The sequence below is a fragment of the Cellulomonas soli genome (genome assembly GCF_052036975.1).
Classification (GTDB): Bacteria; Actinomycetota; Actinomycetes; order Actinomycetales; family Cellulomonadaceae; genus Cellulomonas; species Cellulomonas soli_A.
Genome location: NZ_JBQIAR010000022.1, coordinates 1 through 18,109, shown reverse-complemented (window position 1 = coordinate 18,109; position 18,109 = coordinate 1). Strand labels below are relative to the sequence as shown.

General features: G+C 73.2%; 15 protein-coding genes and 1 pseudogene. 10 read left to right on the top strand and 6 right to left on the bottom strand.

Annotated features, from left to right (window positions below; all coding sequences use genetic code 11):
• Nucleotides 1-74: 74 nt before the first annotated feature.
• Nucleotides 75-1,649 (bottom strand): DUF7059 domain-containing protein, encoded by a 1,575-nt coding sequence (locus ACTHAM_RS16815; RefSeq protein ID WP_440689568.1) that lies wholly within the window; start codon nucleotides 1,647-1,649, stop codon nucleotides 75-77.
• A 57-nt stretch (nucleotides 1,650-1,706) separates the two neighbouring features.
• A complete protein-coding gene (locus ACTHAM_RS16810; protein ID WP_440689566.1) occupies nucleotides 1,707-2,369 on the bottom strand; it encodes an endonuclease/exonuclease/phosphatase family protein in 663 nt (220 codons plus the stop codon).
• A 253-nt stretch (nucleotides 2,370-2,622) separates the two neighbouring features.
• On the opposite strand from ACTHAM_RS16810, the gene ACTHAM_RS16805 reads away from it, so the two are divergent.
• Genes ACTHAM_RS16805 through ACTHAM_RS16795 form a run of 3 tightly spaced genes read left to right on the top strand, consistent with a single transcriptional unit; the run spans nucleotide 2,623 to nucleotide 5,086 of the window.
• Nucleotides 2,623-3,927: a hypothetical protein gene (locus ACTHAM_RS16805; RefSeq protein ID WP_440689564.1), complete on the top strand. Its 1,305-nt coding sequence runs from the start codon at nucleotides 2,623-2,625 to the stop codon at nucleotides 3,925-3,927.
• Nucleotides 3,928-3,974: 47 nt separating this feature from the next.
• Nucleotides 3,975-4,562, top strand: coding sequence for a hypothetical protein (locus ACTHAM_RS16800; protein WP_440689562.1), 588 nt, complete (start codon nucleotides 3,975-3,977; stop codon nucleotides 4,560-4,562).
• Nucleotides 4,559-5,086, top strand: coding sequence for a hypothetical protein (locus ACTHAM_RS16795; RefSeq protein ID WP_440689560.1), 528 nt, complete (start codon nucleotides 4,559-4,561; stop codon nucleotides 5,084-5,086). The genes ACTHAM_RS16800 and ACTHAM_RS16795 overlap by 4 nt, the downstream gene beginning before the upstream one ends.
• A 68-nt stretch (nucleotides 5,087-5,154) precedes the next feature.
• Here the strand turns inward: ACTHAM_RS16795 and ACTHAM_RS16790 are convergent, their stop codons facing one another.
• Nucleotides 5,155-7,455 (bottom strand): sodium-translocating pyrophosphatase, encoded by a 2,301-nt coding sequence (locus tag ACTHAM_RS16790; protein WP_440689558.1) that lies wholly within the window; start codon nucleotides 7,453-7,455, stop codon nucleotides 5,155-5,157.
• A 155-nt stretch (nucleotides 7,456-7,610) separates the two neighbouring features.
• On the opposite strand from ACTHAM_RS16790, the gene ACTHAM_RS16785 reads away from it, so the two are divergent.
• The 3 genes from ACTHAM_RS16785 to ACTHAM_RS16775 all read left to right on the top strand — a co-directional run bounded on the left by ACTHAM_RS16785 (nucleotide 7,611) and on the right by ACTHAM_RS16775 (nucleotide 10,634).
• On the top strand, nucleotides 7,611-8,231 hold the full coding sequence (locus tag ACTHAM_RS16785) for a sigma-70 family RNA polymerase sigma factor (RefSeq protein WP_440689608.1): 621 nt from the start codon (nucleotides 7,611-7,613) through the stop codon (nucleotides 8,229-8,231).
• Nucleotides 8,228-9,352, top strand: a complete 1,125-nt coding sequence (locus ACTHAM_RS16780) for a hypothetical protein (protein ID WP_440689556.1) — start codon at nucleotides 8,228-8,230, stop codon at nucleotides 9,350-9,352. Before ACTHAM_RS16785 ends, ACTHAM_RS16780 begins: the two co-directional genes overlap by 4 nt.
• 70 nt (nucleotides 9,353-9,422) lie before the next feature.
• A complete protein-coding gene (locus tag ACTHAM_RS16775) occupies nucleotides 9,423-10,634 on the top strand; it encodes a hypothetical protein (protein ID WP_440689554.1) in 1,212 nt (403 codons plus the stop codon).
• Between the two features lie 21 nt (nucleotides 10,635-10,655).
• On the opposite strand, the gene ACTHAM_RS16770 is transcribed toward ACTHAM_RS16775, so the two are convergent.
• Nucleotides 10,656-11,033: an STAS domain-containing protein gene (locus ACTHAM_RS16770; protein WP_440689552.1), complete on the bottom strand. Its 378-nt coding sequence runs from the start codon at nucleotides 11,031-11,033 to the stop codon at nucleotides 10,656-10,658.
• A 135-nt stretch (nucleotides 11,034-11,168) separates the two neighbouring features.
• Here ACTHAM_RS16770 and ACTHAM_RS16765 point away from each other — a divergent pair, with 135 nt between their 5' ends.
• From ACTHAM_RS16765 to ACTHAM_RS16750, 4 genes are all read left to right on the top strand, one after another.
• On the top strand, nucleotides 11,169-11,753 hold the full coding sequence (locus ACTHAM_RS16765) for a SigE family RNA polymerase sigma factor (protein WP_440689550.1): 585 nt from the start codon (nucleotides 11,169-11,171) through the stop codon (nucleotides 11,751-11,753).
• Nucleotides 11,750-13,132, top strand: a complete 1,383-nt coding sequence (locus ACTHAM_RS16760) for a hypothetical protein (protein ID WP_440689548.1) — start codon at nucleotides 11,750-11,752, stop codon at nucleotides 13,130-13,132. Before ACTHAM_RS16765 ends, ACTHAM_RS16760 begins: the two co-directional genes overlap by 4 nt.
• Nucleotides 13,133-13,233: 101 nt before the next feature.
• Entirely contained in the window at nucleotides 13,234-13,761 is a 528-nt protein-coding gene (locus ACTHAM_RS16755; protein ID WP_440689546.1) for a sigma-70 family RNA polymerase sigma factor, read from the top strand.
• A complete protein-coding gene (locus ACTHAM_RS16750; protein WP_440689544.1) occupies nucleotides 13,758-15,152 on the top strand; it encodes a hypothetical protein in 1,395 nt (464 codons plus the stop codon). The genes ACTHAM_RS16755 and ACTHAM_RS16750 overlap by 4 nt, the downstream gene beginning before the upstream one ends.
• Nucleotides 15,153-15,157: 5 nt before the next feature.
• Here the strand turns inward: ACTHAM_RS16750 and ACTHAM_RS16745 are convergent, their stop codons facing one another.
• A complete protein-coding gene (locus ACTHAM_RS16745; protein ID WP_440689542.1) occupies nucleotides 15,158-15,895 on the bottom strand; it encodes an anaerobic ribonucleoside-triphosphate reductase activating protein in 738 nt (245 codons plus the stop codon).
• A pseudogene (locus tag ACTHAM_RS16740) lies at nucleotides 15,892-17,736 on the bottom strand (ribonucleoside triphosphate reductase); the annotation flags it as partial. The gene ACTHAM_RS16745 and the pseudogene ACTHAM_RS16740, both read right to left, overlap by 4 nt.
• Nucleotides 17,737-18,109: the final 373 nt, after the last annotated feature.

Below are 18,109 nucleotides of genomic sequence, written 5' to 3'. Positions count from 1 at the left end.
GCACACACGCCAACGACCAGGAGGTCACCCGACCGGCCCAGCCCAGGGCGTCGGATGCGGGGAGCAGCCGGGCCTCACCCGAGAAGCAGCAGCCCGTCGCGCACGAGCCCGCGCACGTCCGGAAGCACGTCAGCGGCGACGTCGGCCGCGGGCACCCCGAGCAGCGCGCCGAGCGCGCCGATGATCTGCCCGGCGGTCAGCTCGCCGTCGCACGCGCCGACGAACCCGGCCAGGGCCGTGCCGGCCTGCACGGCGCGGCCGAACCCGCTGCCCTGGCGCAGCAGCACGACCTGGGGGTCGGCTGCGCCGGGGGTCAGGTAGCGCTCCTCGGTGACGTCGGGGGCGACGGTCAGGTGCGTGGCGGCGAGGGCGTCGTCGTCGAGGCGGTCGAGGGCGTCGTGCGCGGCGAGCACGGCGGAGATGACGGGGCCGAGGGGTTGGCGGACGGAGCCGGTGACCTCCTCGAGCCGGCGCAGCGTCGGGGTGCCGGTCAGCGGGCGGCGCAGGGTGACCACGCCGAAGCCGATGGCCTCGACGTCGCGGGAGGCGAAGTCGTCGAGCCACGCGCCGTAGCGGGCGTCCCATGCGGCGCGGTCGCGGTCGGGTGTGGTGCCGCCGTCGCGGATCCACGTCTCGGCGTACTGGGCGGGGTCTTGCAGCTCGCGTTGGACGACCCAGGCGTCCAGGCCGGACGCCTCGACCCAGGCGCCGATGCGCTCGGACCATTCCTCGCCGCGGCGGACCTCCCAGTTGCCGAGCAGCTGCGCGACACCCCCGGGGGCCAGCACGGCACCGACGCCCTCGACGAGCTCGCGCACGATCGCGTCGCCGGCCCGCCCGCCGTCGCGGTACTCATAGGCGGGCACGCCCTCGACGCGGGGGGTGATGACGAACGGCGGGTTGCTGACCACCAGGTCGAACTGCTCGCCTGCGACGGGTTCGAGCATCGAGCCGAGGCGCAGCGTGAACCGGTCGTCGCGGAGGCCGGCGAGGGTGGCGTTGAACCGGGCGAACGCCAGGGCGCGGGCGGAGATGTCCGTGCCGACGACCTGCTGAGCGTGCCGGGAGGCGTGCAGGGCCTGGATGCCGCAGCCGGTGCCCAGGTCGAGCACCCGTCCGCGCGGGTCGCGGACGGTGACCTGCGCGAGCGTCGTCGACGCGCCGCCGACGCCGAGCACGTGGTCGGTGCGCAGCGCACCGCCGGTGGCCAGCTCGCCGAGGTCGGAGGTGACCCACCAGTCGACGGCCCCACCGCCGTCGACGGCCGCGTAGGGGCGCAGGTCGACGCGGGCACGAACCTCGTCGTCGGGGCCCGCGCCGGCCGCGGCGACGAGCCCGAGACGCTCGGCGCCCTCGGTCCGCAGCGTCGGCAGGGTGCGGTCGAGCTCGGCCCGGCGCGCGGTGCCGCCGAGCAGGAACGTGCGGACGAGCGTGGCGACCCGCTCCCCCGGTGCATCGGCGGCCAGGGCCGCGGTGGCGCGGCGGGCCGGCAGCGGCTCCTCGCGGTGCAGCGCCGCCGAGGCCACGGGCCCCAGCACGTCCTCGACACCTTCGACCGTGTACCCGACGATGCGCAGGTCGTCCGCGAGGCGGGCGATGGCCGCCGGGTCGGTCACGGGGGTGTCGGGCAGGTCCGTCGGCGAGCTCATGACCCCATCCTCCCGTGCCCGTCCGCCCTGGGCGCCCGGCGGGGGTGCGCAGGGCGCTCAGGTGGTCGCGGTGGCTCTCCGGAGGTCCACAACGACCGGGCGGTGGTCGCTGCCGGCCTCGACCTGCGGACCCCCGGGCACATGGACACCGTCGACGACCAGGTCTCGCGTCAGAAGGACCGCGTCGATGCGCAGCCGCGGGTCGACCGACGGGAACGTCGGGCCGGTCGGCACCGTCGCCCCACCCAGGTGCGCCGCGAGCCGCTGCCACGCCGGCCCGTCGGGCGGCTCGTTGAGGTCACCGAGCACCACGGTGCCGGCAGTCGGGATGTCGCGAGCCAGCAGCACGTCCAGGTGTGCGGCGCGCTCCGCGCGCACCAGCGACAGGTGCACGACGACGACCGTGATCCCGTCCACCACGGCCACCGCGACGCCCCGGCGCGTACGACCAGACAACCGTGCCAGGCGGACCGGGTGGGCGCCGTGCACCGGCAGGTCCGGGGTGCGCCGGACGAGCAGCGCGGTCGTCCGCGCCCCCTGCCCGCTCACCACGGGCACCAGCCCCACCGCGCGCCCGAACAGCCACATCCGCAGCCGACCGAACGGTCCGCGGGGCGGTTCCTGGACGGCGAGCACGTCCGGGTCGGCGGCGCGCACCACTGCCGCCGCCGCCCGTGCCGACAGGTGCAGCCCCTTGACGTTGTACGTCATCAGCCTCATGCCACGACCCGCACACGGCCATCCTCGCGCACGCAGGGCCCACGCAGGCGGGCCGGGCTTTGGGCCCACGGGCCCGCCGCGCCGCGGGTGCGCGTCGTTACCGTCAGCAGCCGTCGAACCGGTCGAGAAGAGGGACAACGTGCGTCGCAAGGCGTCAGACGATCGCCGCCCATGCGCGGCACGAGCGTTCAGGCTCGGGCGTCTCACCGCGGATCGCGAGGCGGGCGTCGGCACCCTCGAGTACATCGGCATCGTGGTCGTCGCGGCGCTGCTCATCGGTGCGCTCGTTCTCGGGCTCACCCGGTTCTCGCTCGGGGAGCACATCTCTGCGGCCCTGTGCCAGATCACGAGCCTCGGGCAGGGCGACTGCGCGGTCGCCGAGACCCCGGCACGTGCCGCAGAGGACTACGTCCCGCCGCAGCCGTGCGTGAAGTCCGGCGACGGCGGGGCATGGGAGGGCTCGGTCGCGTTCGGCGTCCAGGTCGAGGGCGGCAAGACCTGGTTCGTCGAGGCGCTCGGCGACGGCCGCTACCGCCTGACCCGCACCGGAACCGTCGGCGTCGGCGTCGAGGGCGGGCTGGGCATCGACGCGTCGGCGGTCGTCAACGACAACCGCTACGGCGTGGCGCTGGGCCTCGGCGGCGCCATCACCGACCAGCTGAAGACCGGTGACGTCTACTACGCCACGAGCGACGAGGAGGCCGAGGCCATCCTGAGTGCAGCCGACTCGGACGACCTCAAGGACGGCTCGGTCGGCGACCACTGGTTCGGGCGCGACTTCGTCGACTGGGTCACCAACGCGTCCGACCTCGAGCAGGTCGAGGCCGAGTCGACGTTCGTGAAGGTCGGGGTGCAGGCCTCCGGAGACCTGTACGCGACGCTGATCGACTTCGACGCCAGCGCCACCGCCGAGGCGGGCACCTACGTCGGGCAGACCCAGTACCGGGACGGTCGCACGATGGACCTGTACACGGCGTCCTCGAGCGGTGTGGCGCGAGCGTCCGGGAGCATCGGCGACGAGTGGACGGAGTTCGGCTCAGCCGTCGCCTCGTACGCGGGCGCCGTGACGATCGAGGTCGACCGCGACGCGGACGGGGTCCCGACCGCCATGCGTCTGGTGACATTGGGCTCCGGGTACGCCGACACGTCGTCGACGAACAACGGCGCGAACGACGAGCTGGACAGCGTGCAGTACACGGAGCAGACCTGGCAGGTCCCGCTCGGCACTGTGGAGCAGCGGATCACGGCAGGCAAGCTGGCGCTGGGGCTCGGCATCGAGGTCCCGGGTGTCACCCAGGAGATCAGCCCGCTCGACTTCAGCACCCTGGACTACGGCGAGACCTGGGCCGGCTTCAAGGACACCGCGAAGACCCACGGATACGTCTGGGAGCAGAACTATGCGCTCAACGACTCCACGAACGGCGGCAACCTCGACGTCGAGGCGCTCGTGAAGGTCGGCCTGTCCGGCGAGTACACCTCGAGGTCGCGGACCGCCACCGGATACACGTACTGGGACGGCACGCAGTTCACGACGCGTTCCGGGTGCCTGGGAGAATGACCCGCCGGCGCGAGCCACACCGCCGTACACCACCAGAGAGGCTTCACATGATCGACGCCCGACGGGCCGCGACCGCGGTGGCCGCCATCGCCGTGCTCGGCCTGAGCGCGTGCTCCTCGGACCCCTCGGGCTCCTCGGCGGACGAACCGAGCATCGACCCCTCGTGGCAGTCGTTCACGGTCGGACCGGCAACCCTGAGCGTCCCGGCCGACTGGGAGAAGTCGGCAGGTAGCGACGTCTACCCGCTGTCCGACACGGACGAGACCGTGGTGCTGGCCGCGCCCGAGAACGACACGGGCGTGCGTGCCGGGGTGCTGGTGACCGTGCAGACGGCCCCGACGCGCGACGCGGCCGCCGAGGCCGACGCGCTCGTACTCGGCGAGAAGGCGACGACCGGTGCCGACGAGGTCGAGACCGGCGAAGGTGAGGTGTGGGGAGCCACGTCGGTCGCCACCGTCTCCTTCATCAGCGACGTGCGGCGAAGCGACGGCACCACCGCGCAGCTGCGTTCGCGCTGGCTCGTCGCCGACCTGGAGTCCGGTGAGCAGGTTGTCATCCGCGCGCTCGGGCCCCGCGACGAGTTCGACGACACCCCGCTCGACGAGATCCTGCAGACCGTGAAGCTCGCACAGTGAGCGGCCTGAGTACGGACCCGCGGCGGCTCGCCCGAACCTCCGGGTTCGTCGCCCTGTTCGCCGTGGTGCTGTTCGCGACCGTCGGCATCGTCCAGATCCGCATCGGCACCGCGCCGCCGAACCCGAGGTTCTTCGCGCCTGTCGAGGCGGGTGCGACGACGACCGCGCCGGACAAGCCCGTCGCCGTGTGGGGTGCGGGCGTGAGCGACCCCGCCGCGGTGACGTGCGACTGGCGCAGCCGCGAGCTGGTGCCCGCGACGATCTCGGAGGTCGAGGACCACGTGGTCGTCGACGACCCGGAGCTCGGGGCCATGACCCTGATCGGCACGATCGAAGCGGGTCTCGCACGCGACGTCACCTGCTCCGGCGGGGGCATGACGTCGTTCGCGTTCAGCTACCACCAGATCGGCCCCGGCCCGTCGGCCGTCGGCATCGGCTTCCTGGTCGGTGCTGGCATCGCAGCCCTGTGGGCCCTGCTCATGCTGAGCCTCACCCGCCCGCGAGCGCGCACCCCCCGTCCCTGACCCACGCTCGCACGACCGCTGCCGCGATCACCGCTGCCGCATCCAGCCGTCGCCTCACCGCCGTTGCGTCACCCGGCGAAGGTCTCCACCGGTTCGCGCTCCAGGGCACCCTCGGCGTCGACGCGCGCGGCGCGCAAGCGGGAGACGATGACGGCGCCGAACGCGATGGCTGCGGCCACCACGGCGATGGTCAGCCGTAGCGGGTGGTTCGCGTCGTCGCCCACCGACACGGTGACCACGGCCGGGGCGACCAGCAGCGCGACGAGGTTCATGACCTTGATCAGCGGGTTGATGGCCGGCCCGGCGGTGTCCTTGAACGGGTCGCCGACGGTGTCGCCGATGACGGCGGCGGCGTGCGCGTCGGAGCCCTTGCCGCCGTGCTTGCCGTCCTCGACGATCTTCTTCGCGTTGTCCCACGCCCCGCCGGAGTTCGCCAGGAACACCGCCATGAGCACGCCCGAGCCGATCGCCCCGGCGAGGAACCCGGCCAGCGGACCGACGCCCAGGCCGAAGCCGACGGCGATGGGCGCGAACGCCGCGAGCAGCCCCGGGGTGGCCAGCTCGCGCAGGGAGTCGCGGGTGCAGATGTCGACGACCTTGCCGTACTCGGGCCGCACCTCGCCGGTCATGATGCCGGGGTGCTCGCGGAACTGGCGGCGCACCTCGAACACGATCGCCCCGGCCGCCCGGGTCACCGCGTCGATGGCCAGGCCGGAGAACAGGAACACGGTCGCCCCGCCGAGGATCACGCCGACCAGGGTGACCGGGCTGATGATCTCGTAGCTGGTCATCGCCGCGGCGATGTCACCCCCGAGGTCCGGGCCGACCTTCGACAGGGCCGTGGTCACCGCGTCCGCGTACGAGCCGAACAGTGCCGTGGCGGCCAGCACGGCCGTGGCGATCGCGATGCCCTTGGTGACGGCCTTGGTGGTGTTGCCCACCGCGTCGAGGTCCGTGAGGATCTGCGCACCTTCGGGCGAGACGTCACCGGACATCTCGGCGATGCCCTGCGCGTTGTCGCTGACCGGGCCGAACGTGTCCATCGCGACGATGACGCCGACCGTGGTGAGCAGCCCGCAACCGGCCAGCGCGACCAGGAACAGCGCCAACGGCACGGACCCACCGGCCAGCAGGAACACCCCGCAGATGGCCGCGGCGATGATGCCCGCGGTGTACACGGCCGACTCGAAGCCGACGCCGATACCGGACAGGACGACGGTGGCCGCACCCGTCAGGGTGGTGCGGGCCACGTGCAGCGTCGGCTTGCTCGTCGTTCCCGTGAAGTAGCCGGTGACCCACAGGATGATCCCGGCGAGCACCACCCCGATCGCCACTGCCAGCGAGGACACGAGCCGCGGGTCACCGCCGTGCGACTCGAGCCCGGCCGTCGCACCCCGCAGGTCCGCGAACGAGGCGGGCAGGTAGACGAACGCCGCCACCGCCGCCAGGAGCACCCCGACCAAGGCGGACACGTAGAACCCGCGGTTGATCGCCGCCAACCCGCTCTCCGAGCCACGCACCCGCGTGATCGCCACCCCCAGCAGCGCCACGAACGCGCCGATGGCGGTCACGATCAGCGGGAACACCATGCCGTGCTCGCCGAACGCCGCCTTGCCGAGGATGAGGGCCGCGACGAGCGTCACCGCGTACGACTCGAACAGGTCGGCGGCCATGCCGGCGCAGTCCCCCACGTTGTCGCCCACGTTGTCGGCGATGGTGGCCGCGTTGCGCGGGTCGTCCTCCGGGATGCCCTGCTCGACCTTGCCCACCAGGTCCGCACCCACGTCCGCCGCCTTGGTGAAGATGCCACCACCGACACGCATGAACATGGCCAGCAGCGCCGCCCCGAACCCGAAGCCCTCCAGCACCGCGGGGGCGTCACCGCGGTAGATCAGCACCACGCCGGCGGCGCCCAGCAGGCCCAGCCCGACGACCGACATGCCGACGACCCCACCGGTCCGGAACGCGATCCGCGCCCCCTCCGCCCGGCCACCCGGCGCGGAGGCCGCCGCCGCCACACGCACGTTCGCCCGCGTGGCCAACCACATGCCCAGGAACCCGATCGCCGCGGAGAACCCCGCACCGAGCATGAAGAACAGCGACCGACCGATCTTCACGCCGCTGTCGCCCGGCAGCAGGAACAGCAGCCCGAAGACGACCACCGCGAACAGGGCCAACGTGCGGAACTGCCGACGCAGGTACGCCGAGGCGCCCTCCTGCACGGCGCGCGCGATCTCCTGCATGGACGCGGTGCCCTCACCCGCGGCCAGCACCTGCCGACGCAGCACCGCCGCCACCACCAGGGCGAGGACGGCGACGACGGCGATGACACTGACGATCGTGATGCTCGTGGAACCCAGCTCGAGCATGCATCCTCCTCGGATGGCGGTCCAGGCCCCCCGACCCGACCGGCCCGGACAGCCCCGTTGCTGCCGGAAGATCGCAGTGTAGCCACGGCCGGACCGGTGAATCTCGGACGCGCGACCAACGTTCTGCCACGCTCGGACGTCTTGGTGTGTGGGACCTGCACCGAGCGGGCACCCAGCCGGCGCACAGTCGGCGGACAGCCCACGGACGGCCGGCGGACGGCGACGAGGACGGCGACATGGCGCAGTGGGAGGACGTGCTCGGCACGCTCGTCCGCACGCGGGGGCGCGCCCTGGTCCGCTACGCCACGCTGCTCACCGGCGACGAACGCAGCGCCGAGGACCTGGTGCAGGACGCACTCGTCCGGTGCTTCGGCCAGGGCCGCCCGCTGCGGGAGGCCGTCGCCGCCGAGGCGTACGTGCGCCGCGCGATCCTCACGATCTTCCTCGACGGCCGCCGGCGCACCGTCCGGTGGGACGGGCTGCGCCACCTGCTCGCTCGCGACGAGGAGACCGCCGGCCCCGAACCGGCCGTCAGCCTGCGCGTCGACGTGCACTCCGCGCTGGCCACGCTGCGCCCACGGCTGCGCGCATGCGTCGTCCTGCGGTTCTACGACGACCTCACCGTGCCGGAGATCGCCCGGCGGCTCGAGGTCTCCGACGGCGCGGTCAAGCGCTACCTGTCCGACGCGATCGGGCAGCTCGAAAAGGTCCTCGGTCCGATGCCGGACGCGCACGACGAGGACGTCCAGCTGATCTCGAACGGGGGCGCACGATGAGCATCGACCTGGCCCGCACGCTGCACGAGAACGTGGACTCCGGACCCGCTGCCGACTCGGACGGCACGAGCGGGTTCGACCTGGACGCGTTGACCGCCCGGGTCCGGCGGCGGCGCACCCGACGCGCCGTCACGCGCGCAGCAGTCGGGGTCGGGGCCGCGGGGGCGTTCGCGTTCGCGGGCATGCAGGTCGTCGGGCGCAGGGGGCCCGACGACGTGCTGCCCGCGGCGGACCCAGCCGCGGCCCCGGGGACCTGCGGGTCGGCCGTCGGACGACTGGGGCAGTCGCCCGACGCGAGCGCCTCGGTGATGCTGCCGGCCACACCTCCGGCGGGCCGGGCCGTTCCTGCGATGCGCGGGTCGACGGATGGTGGCGAGCCGATCGTCGTCACCGGTCGCCGCGTCAGCCTGGGCCTCCAGGTGGGGCCGTACAGCACCGAGCAGTACGCGTCGGGCACCGCGCGCTTCCACATCGACGACGACCTCCCGTCCCGCACCCGGTGGGTCGTGGCGCATCAGGGCACCGTCGTCGGATCGCAGAGCGCGGTGCGTCCGACCGACTCGATGGTGGGGGTCTACGTCGACGAGGACGGCCACCCGTCCATGCAGACGAGCGGCGGAATCCTCGACCTGACCACGTGCGCCACCGCGGCCGCGGCGGGCGGGGTGGCGCTGCCGGACGGCAGCTATCAGCTCTACGCGATCGAGCTGGCCGCCTCCCCGATGGAGGACGCCGCCGTACTCGGCGGTCCCTGGCCGCTCGAGCTGCGCGCCGCGCTGCCCGCGGTCACAGGGCTGCCCGACAGGTACCCCGCCGACGAGGTCCCGGTCGTCGGCACCGCGCTGTACGACGTGTTCGAGTTGGACGGCGTCGCTGCCGCCGGCTGGGTGCTGCAGAGCGAGACCGACAGCAACTCCGCGCTCGACGCCGCGACCGACGCGGTGGTCGCCGCCGGGGGCACGCTGGTGACCTCGCTGGCAACTATCGAGTCGGAGCGCGGCATCGTCGGCCTGGACACCTCCGAGCGCACCCTCAGCACGGCGCACTGGGACGTGAAGCTCTCGTTGAGCGCCGCACCCGACGGGACCCCGCTGCTCCGGTACCGACTCGAGCCGCGCTGAACCCTGCCCGCGCGCCAGCCGCACGATGCGCGTACAACGGACGCGGGGACACCGAGGCGGAGGGGGACCGATGGCCGTCCGTCGCAGGTCGGTGGTGGCGGGCGTCGTCGTCGTGCTGGTCGCGGCGGCGGTCGGCGCTGCCCTCTACGTGCTGGCCCGCACTCCCGACCCTGACGCGTCCGGCGACTGGCCGGGTCAGTTCCTGCGGTGCGGCACGGCCGTCGAGGACCTCCCGGCGGACACCGGCCCCGTGCGGCTCGCGCTGGACGACGCGCCCACGACGCTGGCCCCGGGCGACGCCTGGACCGCGACGGCCACCGCGACCGTGACGTCCGGCGACGAGGCGTGGGTGGTCGGCACCGACGTGTCGTTCGTGCAGGGCGGTGTGGTCGTCGCCGTGCAGGACGGGCCGCAGGTGCTGCAACCCTCGGACGCCCTGACGACCGGGCCTGAGGTCGACCCCGATGGCGTGCGCACCGACCCCGTCACGCCGCTGTCGGTGCAGCCGCTGACCTGCGACGAGTACCTGCACGGCGACGAGCAGCACCCGTTGGAGCCTGGCACGTACGACGTGGTCGTCACGCAGACGCTGGGTGTGCAGGACGCCACCGGGACCGCGACCGTCGCACGGGCCAGCGCACGGACGACCCTCGAGGTCACCACCTCCGCCTCGGCGACCTCCACACCGCAGGCCTCGTCGCCGACACCGACCCCGGACCGTCCCGCCGTGCTGCCCCCGGTCGACGGCCCTGCCGACACCCTCTTCACGTGCGGGCAGCCGGTGCGACTGGTCGCCACCCAGCTGCCCGACGCCGCCGGGCTGAGCCTGACCGCCGACCTGCCCGCCACGTCGTGGGCCGCCGGGAGGATCACCTACACGGTGACGCTCGGCACGCAGGACGGGTCGCGGCAGCTCGTCAACGCGCCCCTCGGCGGCACGCTGGCCCTGACCGACGGGTCGGGTGACGTGGTCGCGTTCGTCGGCCCGCGACGGGTCGACGTCGACCTGGTCGAGGTCGGCCCCGACCGGTCCGTCGTGCTCGCCGCCACCGGAGATGCCGAGGGCGACGCGACCACGGTCGCGGTGTGCCAGGACGACGGCACAGCGCTGAGCGAGCTCGAGAACCCCACCGTCGAGCTCCCCGACGGCACCTACACCGCGTGGCCGTTCGCCGAGGTGCTCCCCAAGGAACTCACCGACGCGTCCGGCCAGACCACGACACCCCCGGCGGACCTGCTGGTGGTCGTCGCCGCACCGCAGGCCGTCACGCTGCGGCGCTGAACGCCCGCGAGCGCCACGTGCTCAGGTGGCCAACGCCTCCTCGAGCGTGCGGTGCACGGTGAAGACCTGATCGAGTGCCGTCAGCTCGAACAGCTGCACCAGCCGGTCACCGTCGACCACCAGGTCGAGCCGTCCCCCGGCGAGACGGACCCGCTTCAGCGTGCCGACCAGCAGGCCCAGGCCCGTCGAGTCCATGAACGACACGGCGGTCAGGTCGACCACCAGGTCGGTGCGGCCCTCGTCGACCAGCAGCCTCAGCCGGTCGCGCAGCGCGTCCGCCGACGACACGTCGATCTCGCCGGAGACCGTCACGACCTCCCGCCCGCCGGCATCCTCACTGGTCACACGCACAGCCACCATGACCCACCCCCCGTCGGCCCGACCGAACCCTTCGATCATCCAAGCACGCACCTCCCGGGTCCCCTGTCGCGGAACCGCCCTGTCACACCCAACCGAACGGGCGACCTGGTCGTCCTGTTGGATGAGCGCGCACGACGACCCGTCGCGCCTGCACCAGGGGGACGAAGGGCGACGATGACGGACTGGGGACACCAGCTCGACCAGCTGGTCCGGCAGCGCGGCGACGCCCTGCTGCGCTACGCCTGGCTGCTCACCGGCGACGCCTCCGCGGCCGAGGAGATCGTGCAGGACGCGCTCGTGACCGTCCTGACGCGCAACGGCAACCTGCGCGACCCGGGTGCCGTGGAGGGCTACGTGCGGCGGGCGATCCTGTCCCGGTACGTCGACGGGTACCGGCGTCGACGCCGGTGGACGGGGGTCCGGCACCTGTTCGTGGCACCCCCGACCATCGGCGGTGTCAGCGACGACGTCGACTCCCGCACCGACGTCGTCGCCGCCCTGGCCGTCCTGCCACCCCGCGTCCGGGCCTGCGTGGTGCTGCGGTACTACGAGGACCTGTCGGTCGCCGAGACCGCGGACCATCTCGGGCTGTCGGTCGGCGCCGTCAAGCGCTACACCAGCGACGGGATCCGCCTGCTCGAAGGGATCCTCGGACCGGTCCAGGCAGCGACCGACCACGACACCGTCGCCGTCGCCGTCGCCGTCGCCGTCGCCGACAGCGTCCGACAGCACCCGGAGAACCCGAGGAGCGCACGATGAGCGTCGACCTGTCCCGCGCCCTGCGCGACGCCGCCGACCGGGCCCCCCTGCGCGCTCTCGACCGGCAGAGCCTGACCGACCGTGTCCACCGCCGCCGCACCGCACGCACCGTCGCCCGCTCGGTGGTGGGTGTCGGCGCGGTCGGTGCCGTCCTGGTGACTGCGCTGCACCTGGTCGGACCCGACGCCCGGGTCAGCCCCGTCCCGCCCGCTGTACCGACCACCTCACCGACCCCCACGTCCTCCGCGACCGCGACAGCGACGGCGGCCGCCACTGCGGCTGTGCTCCCGGTCGGCGACCCCACCCGACCCTTCGGTGCCTGCGGCGCCCTGGCCACGGCCGAGCCGCTGGAACCCGTCGACGACCGGTTCGACGTGGTGACCGAGCTGGGCGGGTCCACGCTCGAGGCCGGTTCGCCGCTGACGTACCGCGGCTCCATCGGCGCCGACGTCGCCGGGCCCGCGGCGGTACCCGCGGCCGGACCCGAGCTCGCCGTGCTGCGCGACGGCGTGGTCGTGGCGACCATCGCACCGATCGACGCCGGCAGCCCGACCTGGGACCGACGCCTCGGCGGCGGCCTGGACATCGAGCTGCACGCCCGCCTCGCCGACCTCAGCATCTGCGACGCCGGACAGGCGGACGCGAGCGTCGGCCACGCCCTGCCCGCGGGTGACTACGAGGTCCGCCCGTGGGCCCGCGTCAGCGTCCTGGAGTCGGCCGACGCCGCCGCCGTCGCCGCCCTCGACGACAGCGAGCTCGACCAGCTCGTCGAGGAGCAGGGCACCGCCCGGACCGTCCTGGGCGAGCCGCTCCCCCTGCGGATCACCGGCGCGGCCGACCGACCGACGCGCGCCGAGGAGCCCGCGCTGGACCTGACGCCCGCCGCCGAACCGCCCGTCTGCGGCGGCCCCGCCCCGACCGTGCCGACCAGCGCCGCAGGCCTGCGCCTCACGCTCGCACCGAGCGGCCCCGTGGTCGGGCTGGTCGGGCGTGAGGTGCCGGTCGACGCCCAGGCCGTCCTGGCCTACGACGGGCCCGGGGCGCTGCACGCCTTCCTCGACCTGTGGGTGACGTACTGGGTTGTCCAGGGCGGTGTGGTGGTCGGGACGACGTGGGTGCAGACCGACGCATCGACAGTGGGGCTGTCCGTGGACGGTGGCGCCACGTACCTGCTCGACGCCAACGCGCTCACCCTGACGGCCTGCACCCCGGCCGGACCGGGCGACCTGCCCCTCCCCACGGGGAGCTACACGGTGTACCCGTCGGTGTGGACGCTCAGCCTGCAGGTGCTCGCCGACGGTCAGGCGCACGACGTCCAGCCGCCCGGGTCCGGGTCCCGGATGCTGCTCGGGGAGCCGTTCACGGTGGACGTCGAGTAGCCCACCGCACGATCGACCACGACTCACCCCCAACGAAACGCCCTCGGCGTTCGTCGACACGGTGCAGGCTTGCTGCGCGCGAAGGACGAGGGGGAGGGCCTGTGGCCTGGGAGGACGAGCTCGAACGGCTCGCACGTGAACGCGGCCCGGCCCTGGTCGGGTACGCCTACCTGCTGACCGGCGAGCTGGCTGCGGCCGAGGACCTCGTGCAGGACGCCCTGGTGCGCGCGTTCACGCGACGACGCTCGTCGGACGTGACGTGGGCCGAGGCGTACGTGCGGCGCACGATCCTGCACTCCTACGTCGACGGGTACCGCCGCCGCCGACGGTCGGACGACCAGCGGCACCTGCTGCGCGACGAGGCGCACACGCCCGACGTGCACGCGCAGGCCCTCGACCGCGCCACCGTCGCCGCCGCCCTGCAGCACCTGTCGCCGCGCGAACGCGCCTGCGTCGTCCTGCGGTTCTACGAGGACCTCACCGTCCCCCAGATCGCCGCACGGCTCGAGCTGTCCGACGGGGCCGTCAAGCGCTACCTGTCCGATGCGTCGACCCGCCTGCGCCCGCACCTGGGCGACCTGGCAGGCACCGAGGACGTCTCCGTGATCCCGAGGGAGGCCCGACGATGACCGACGAGCTCGGGCGCGCACTGCGCGACCTGGCCGAGGACGCCGCCCACCGGCACGACACCGGAGGCGGCCTGCCGACGGCGCGGCTCGGCGAGAGGGTCCGGCGCGCACGGCGCACCCGGCGCGCCGTGGTCGGTGCCGGATGCGTGATGGTGGTCGGCGCGCTCGTGCTGGGTGGAGCTCAGCTGCGCTCGCCCCGCCCGGGGCCCGTGCCCGCCAGCAGCCCGACGGCCGCGTCACCGTCACCGTCACCGTCACCGAGCGTCTCGGCGTCGCCTGAACCCGCGGCCGCGGTGCTGCCGGCCGGCGACCCGTCCGCCCCCTACGGCGCCTGCGGGTCGCTCGTCACGGCCGCCCCCGCCCATCCGGTCGACGCACGGTTCACGGCCGAGGTCCACCTCGAGTCCACCGAGGTGGCGGCAGGTCAACCCCTCGCGGTGTCGACCTGGGTCGAGCCGACCGCCGACGGCCCCCTCGCCGCGGTCGTCCCGGCAGCCGGGCCCCGGCTGCTGGTGGCCCGCGACGGCGTGGTCGTGGCGATCGCGGGCGTCCACGGCGACGCCGACCTGGGCTGGGGAGGACGCATCCTCGGCTCCGACCATGCCGAGACCTTCATCGGAGACGTCGAGCTGGCAGTCTGCGACGACGGCGAACCCGGTGTCACGGCCGGCCGGGCACTGCCCGCAGGTCGCTACGACGTGATCGCCTCCGCGACGGTGGGCGACCTCGGCGACGACGACTCGGCGCTCTACGCACCGGGCGGCGTGTCGGCGGACCTCGCAGCGGAGGGCGGCGCCCTGCGCTCGGTCGCGTCCGAGCCGGTCACGGTCACGATCACGGGCACGGCCGAGCGACCCGCGGCGACGAGCGAACAGGCCCTCGACCTGGCGACCGACAGCCCCGCGCCGAGCTGCGGGGGCCCCAGCCCGACCGGGCCGACGAGGGCCGCCGGGCTCGGTGTGAGCGTCGACCCCGTGGACGTCGCGCCCGTTCAGGTCGGCCAGGAGGCCGAGGTGAGCGCGACGGCCCGCCTGCGGTACGACGGTCCGGGCGTCCTGCACGCCGGTCTCGACCTCCGCGTCAGCTACTGGGTGGTGCGCGACGGCGTCGTGGTCGGAACCTCCTGGGTGCCCACCGACGTCGCGACGACGTCCCTGAGCATCGGCGGCGGCAGCGGCACGGACCTCCAGGCGGGACCGTTCGTGCTGACGTCGTGCGACGAGTGGGGCATCGCCACGACCGACCCGCTCCCGGCCGGCACCTACACGGTGTACCCGGGGATCTGGGTGCTCGACGGGCTGCGCGTGTGGACGCCCGACGGGTGGTTCGACGCGACACCGGGCGGAGAGCAGGTCGTCTTCGGGGAGCCCTTCGAGGTCTCCGTGCTGTGACCCTGTCACCCGTGTCGGCCGCGGACCTCCGCGAGTGCCGCCTGGTACTCCTCGGACGTCCCGTCGAGCCGGACCTCCTGCAGCACGTGGTCCCGCACGCCGAGTGCGGCCAGCAGCGCGGTCAGCTCCTCGAGGGCCTCGGCGGTCAGGACCGTGGGGTCGACGGTGGTCCGCACCTGCACGGCGACACCTGAGGCCAGGACGAGCTGCAGCGACGCGAACGCCTGGTCGGCGCTGGTCGTGGGGCCGCCGACGCGGGTGATCGCCTGGTACAGGTGGGCGGGGGCCTTGATGTCGAACCCGACCCAGTCGACGTGCGGCAGCACGGCGGCCAGACGCTGCGGGTAGGCGCCGGAGGTGTGCAGGCCCACGCCGAACCCGAGGGCGTGCACCTGGCGGGCGGCGTCGACCAGCCCGGCCTGCCGGGTCGGTTCGCCGCCGGACAGGACCAGGCCGTCGAGCAGGCCGTGCCGGTGCCGGAGCAGGTCGGTGACCTGCGACCAGGGCACGACGCCGGGGGTGCGCGGGTCGAGGATCGAGGCGTTGTGGCAGTAGGTGCAACGCCAGGGGCAGCCCTGCAGGAACGCGGTGGCCACGAGTCGGCCGGGCCAGTCGCACGACGACATGGCCGTCAGGCCGGCGATGGCGAGGTCGTCGGCGCGCGGGGCGTGGGCCGACGGCCCGGCGAGCGGGAGGGCGCGCGCCGGGCCGTCGGGGGTCGCAGGGTGCCGAGCCCGCGTCATGGCACCGGCACCGGTTCGCGGGCGGGTTCGACGAACGGTGTGCGTTCGGCGTGCTCGCCCTTCTTGCCGACGTTGAACGAGCTGACGGGCCGGTGGTAGCCCATGACCCGTGTCCACACCTCGCACACCACCGGCGCGGAGCCGGGCCGCTCCTGCGCGCACCGCGGGCAGGTGGAGTGCTCACCGGCCAGGTAGCCGTGCCGTGGGCAGATCGAGAACGTCGGCGTGATCGTCAGGTACGGCAGCCGGAACGTCGACAGGGACCGCCGCACCAGCTCGCGTGCGGCATCAGGGCTGGACAGCCGCTCCGCCATGTACAGGTGCAGCACCGTGCCGCCGGTGTACTTGGTCTGCAGCTCGTCCTGCCGGGCGAGGGCCTCGAACGGGTCGTCGGTGAACCCGACGGGCAGCTGCGAGGAGTTCGTGTAGTACGGCTGGTCGGGTGTGCCGGCCTGCAGGATCTGCGGGTACCGCTTGAGGTCCTCCTTGGCGAACCGGTAGGTGGTCCCCTCGGCGGGTGTGGCCTCCAGGTTGTACAGGTGGCCGGTCTCCTCCTGGAACTCGACCATGCGGGTGCGCACGTGGTCGAGCAGGCGCACGGCCATCGCGTGACCCTGCGGGTCGGTCAGGTCGTAGGCGTCGCCGGAGAAGTTGCGGATCATCTCGTTGAGGCCGTTGACGCCGATCGTCGAGAAGTGGTTCTCCAGGGTGCCCAGGTAGCGGCGCGTGTACGGGAACAGGCCCTGGTCGATGAGCTTCTGGATGACCTCGCGCTTGAGCTCGAGCGAGGTGCGGGCCAGCCCGAGCAGGTCGTCGAGCGCGGCCAGCAGCGCGGTCTCGTCGCCGGTGTGCAGGTAGCCCAGGCGTGCGCAGTTGATCGTCACCACACCCAGCGACCCCGTCTGCTCCGCGGAGCCGAACAGGCCGTTGCCGCGCTTGAGCAGCTCGCGCAGGTCCAGCTGCAGGCGGCAGCACATGGAACGCACGTCGCCGGGGCTCATCTCGGAGTTGAGGAAGTTCTGGAAGTACGGCAGCCCGTACTTGGCGGTCATCGCGAACAGCCGGTCGGCGTTCGGCGAGTGCCAGTCGAAGTCCTTCGTGATGTTGTAGGTCGGGATCGGGAACGTGAACACCCGGCCCGAGGCGTCACCGGCGGTCATCACCTCGATGTACGCGCGGTTGATCATGTCCATCTCGGCCTGCAGCTCGCCGTACGTGAAGTCGCACGGCTCGTCGGCCACGAACGGCACCTGGTCCTTGAGGTCGTCCGGGCACACCCAGTCGAACGTCAGGTTCGTGAACGGCGTCTGCGTGCCCCAGCGGGAGGGCACGTTCAGGTTGTAGATGAGCTCCTGGATGCACTGCTGCACCTGCTCGTAGCTGAGGTTGTCGAGCCGCACGTAGGGCGCCATGAACGTGTCGAACGAGCTGAACGCCTGCGCGCCCGCCCACTCGTTCTGCATGGTGCCGAGGAAGTTGACGATCTGCCCGACGGCCGCGCTGAAGTGCTTGGGTGCGCGCGCCTCGACCTTGCCGGGGACACCGTTGAGGCCCTCCTGCAGCAGGGTGCGCAGCGACCAGCCGGCGCAGTAGCCCGACAGCATGTCGAGGTCGTGGATGTGCAGGTCGCCACTGCGGTGCGCCTGGCCGACGGCCTCCGGGTAGACGTGGCTGAGCCAGTAGTTGGCGATGACCTTGCCGGAGGTGTTGAGGATCAGGCCGCCCAGCGAGTAGCCCTGGTTCGCGTTGGCGTTCACGCGCCAGTCGCTGCGGTCGAGGTACTCGTCGATGGACGAGCCGACCTCGACGACGACCTGCTCGGACATGGGCTGCTCCTTCGACGTGGCGCGGCGTGGCCGGTGGTGCGGGGCCGAGGCAGGTCATGGCCGCGGCGTCCTCGACTGCGGGTGTGACGATCTGCCCGTTTCGCGGCAATTGCCCGTGACCACAACATGTTGTGGTGTACGCCACCAAGACGAGCCAGATATGCCAATTACTACGCCCACCCCGCGGCACAGACCGGGACGAACGTCCCGGGCGCCAGCGGGGCCTCGCGATCACCTGCGGGGACCGCGCACCTCGACGTCGGCGGCGCCCGGCGTGTCGCTCCCGACACCCGTCGCCGACCGCCGCACCGCACCGGCCCATCACGCACGAGGCCGGTGGAAGGATGTGTACGTGGTCCGTCCCGGTGAGCTGCTCGACGTGCTGCTC

What these genes read in the sequence shown, in the direction of transcription:
- ACTHAM_RS16815 (WP_440689568.1), bottom strand. Translation starts at nt 1,649, where the DNA reads ATGAGCTCGCCGACGGACCTGCCCGACACCCCCGTGACCGACCCGGCG.
- ACTHAM_RS16810 (WP_440689566.1), bottom strand. Translation starts at nt 2,369, where the DNA reads ATGAGGCTGATGACGTACAACGTCAAGGGGCTGCACCTGTCGGCACGG.
- ACTHAM_RS16800 (WP_440689562.1), top strand. Translation starts at nt 3,975, where the DNA reads ATGATCGACGCCCGACGGGCCGCGACCGCGGTGGCCGCCATCGCCGTG.
- ACTHAM_RS16790 (WP_440689558.1), bottom strand. Translation starts at nt 7,455, where the DNA reads ATGCTCGAGCTGGGTTCCACGAGCATCACGATCGTCAGTGTCATCGCC.
- ACTHAM_RS16780 (WP_440689556.1), top strand. Translation starts at nt 8,228, where the DNA reads ATGAGCATCGACCTGGCCCGCACGCTGCACGAGAACGTGGACTCCGGA.
- ACTHAM_RS16775 (WP_440689554.1), top strand. Translation starts at nt 9,423, where the DNA reads ATGGCCGTCCGTCGCAGGTCGGTGGTGGCGGGCGTCGTCGTCGTGCTG.
- ACTHAM_RS16770 (WP_440689552.1), bottom strand. Translation starts at nt 11,033, where the DNA reads ATGATCGAAGGGTTCGGTCGGGCCGACGGGGGGTGGGTCATGGTGGCT.
- ACTHAM_RS16765 (WP_440689550.1), top strand. Translation starts at nt 11,169, where the DNA reads ATGACGGACTGGGGACACCAGCTCGACCAGCTGGTCCGGCAGCGCGGC.
- ACTHAM_RS16760 (WP_440689548.1), top strand. Translation starts at nt 11,750, where the DNA reads ATGAGCGTCGACCTGTCCCGCGCCCTGCGCGACGCCGCCGACCGGGCC.
- ACTHAM_RS16750 (WP_440689544.1), top strand. Translation starts at nt 13,758, where the DNA reads ATGACCGACGAGCTCGGGCGCGCACTGCGCGACCTGGCCGAGGACGCC.
- ACTHAM_RS16745 (WP_440689542.1), bottom strand. Translation starts at nt 15,895, where the DNA reads ATGACGCGGGCTCGGCACCCTGCGACCCCCGACGGCCCGGCGCGCGCC.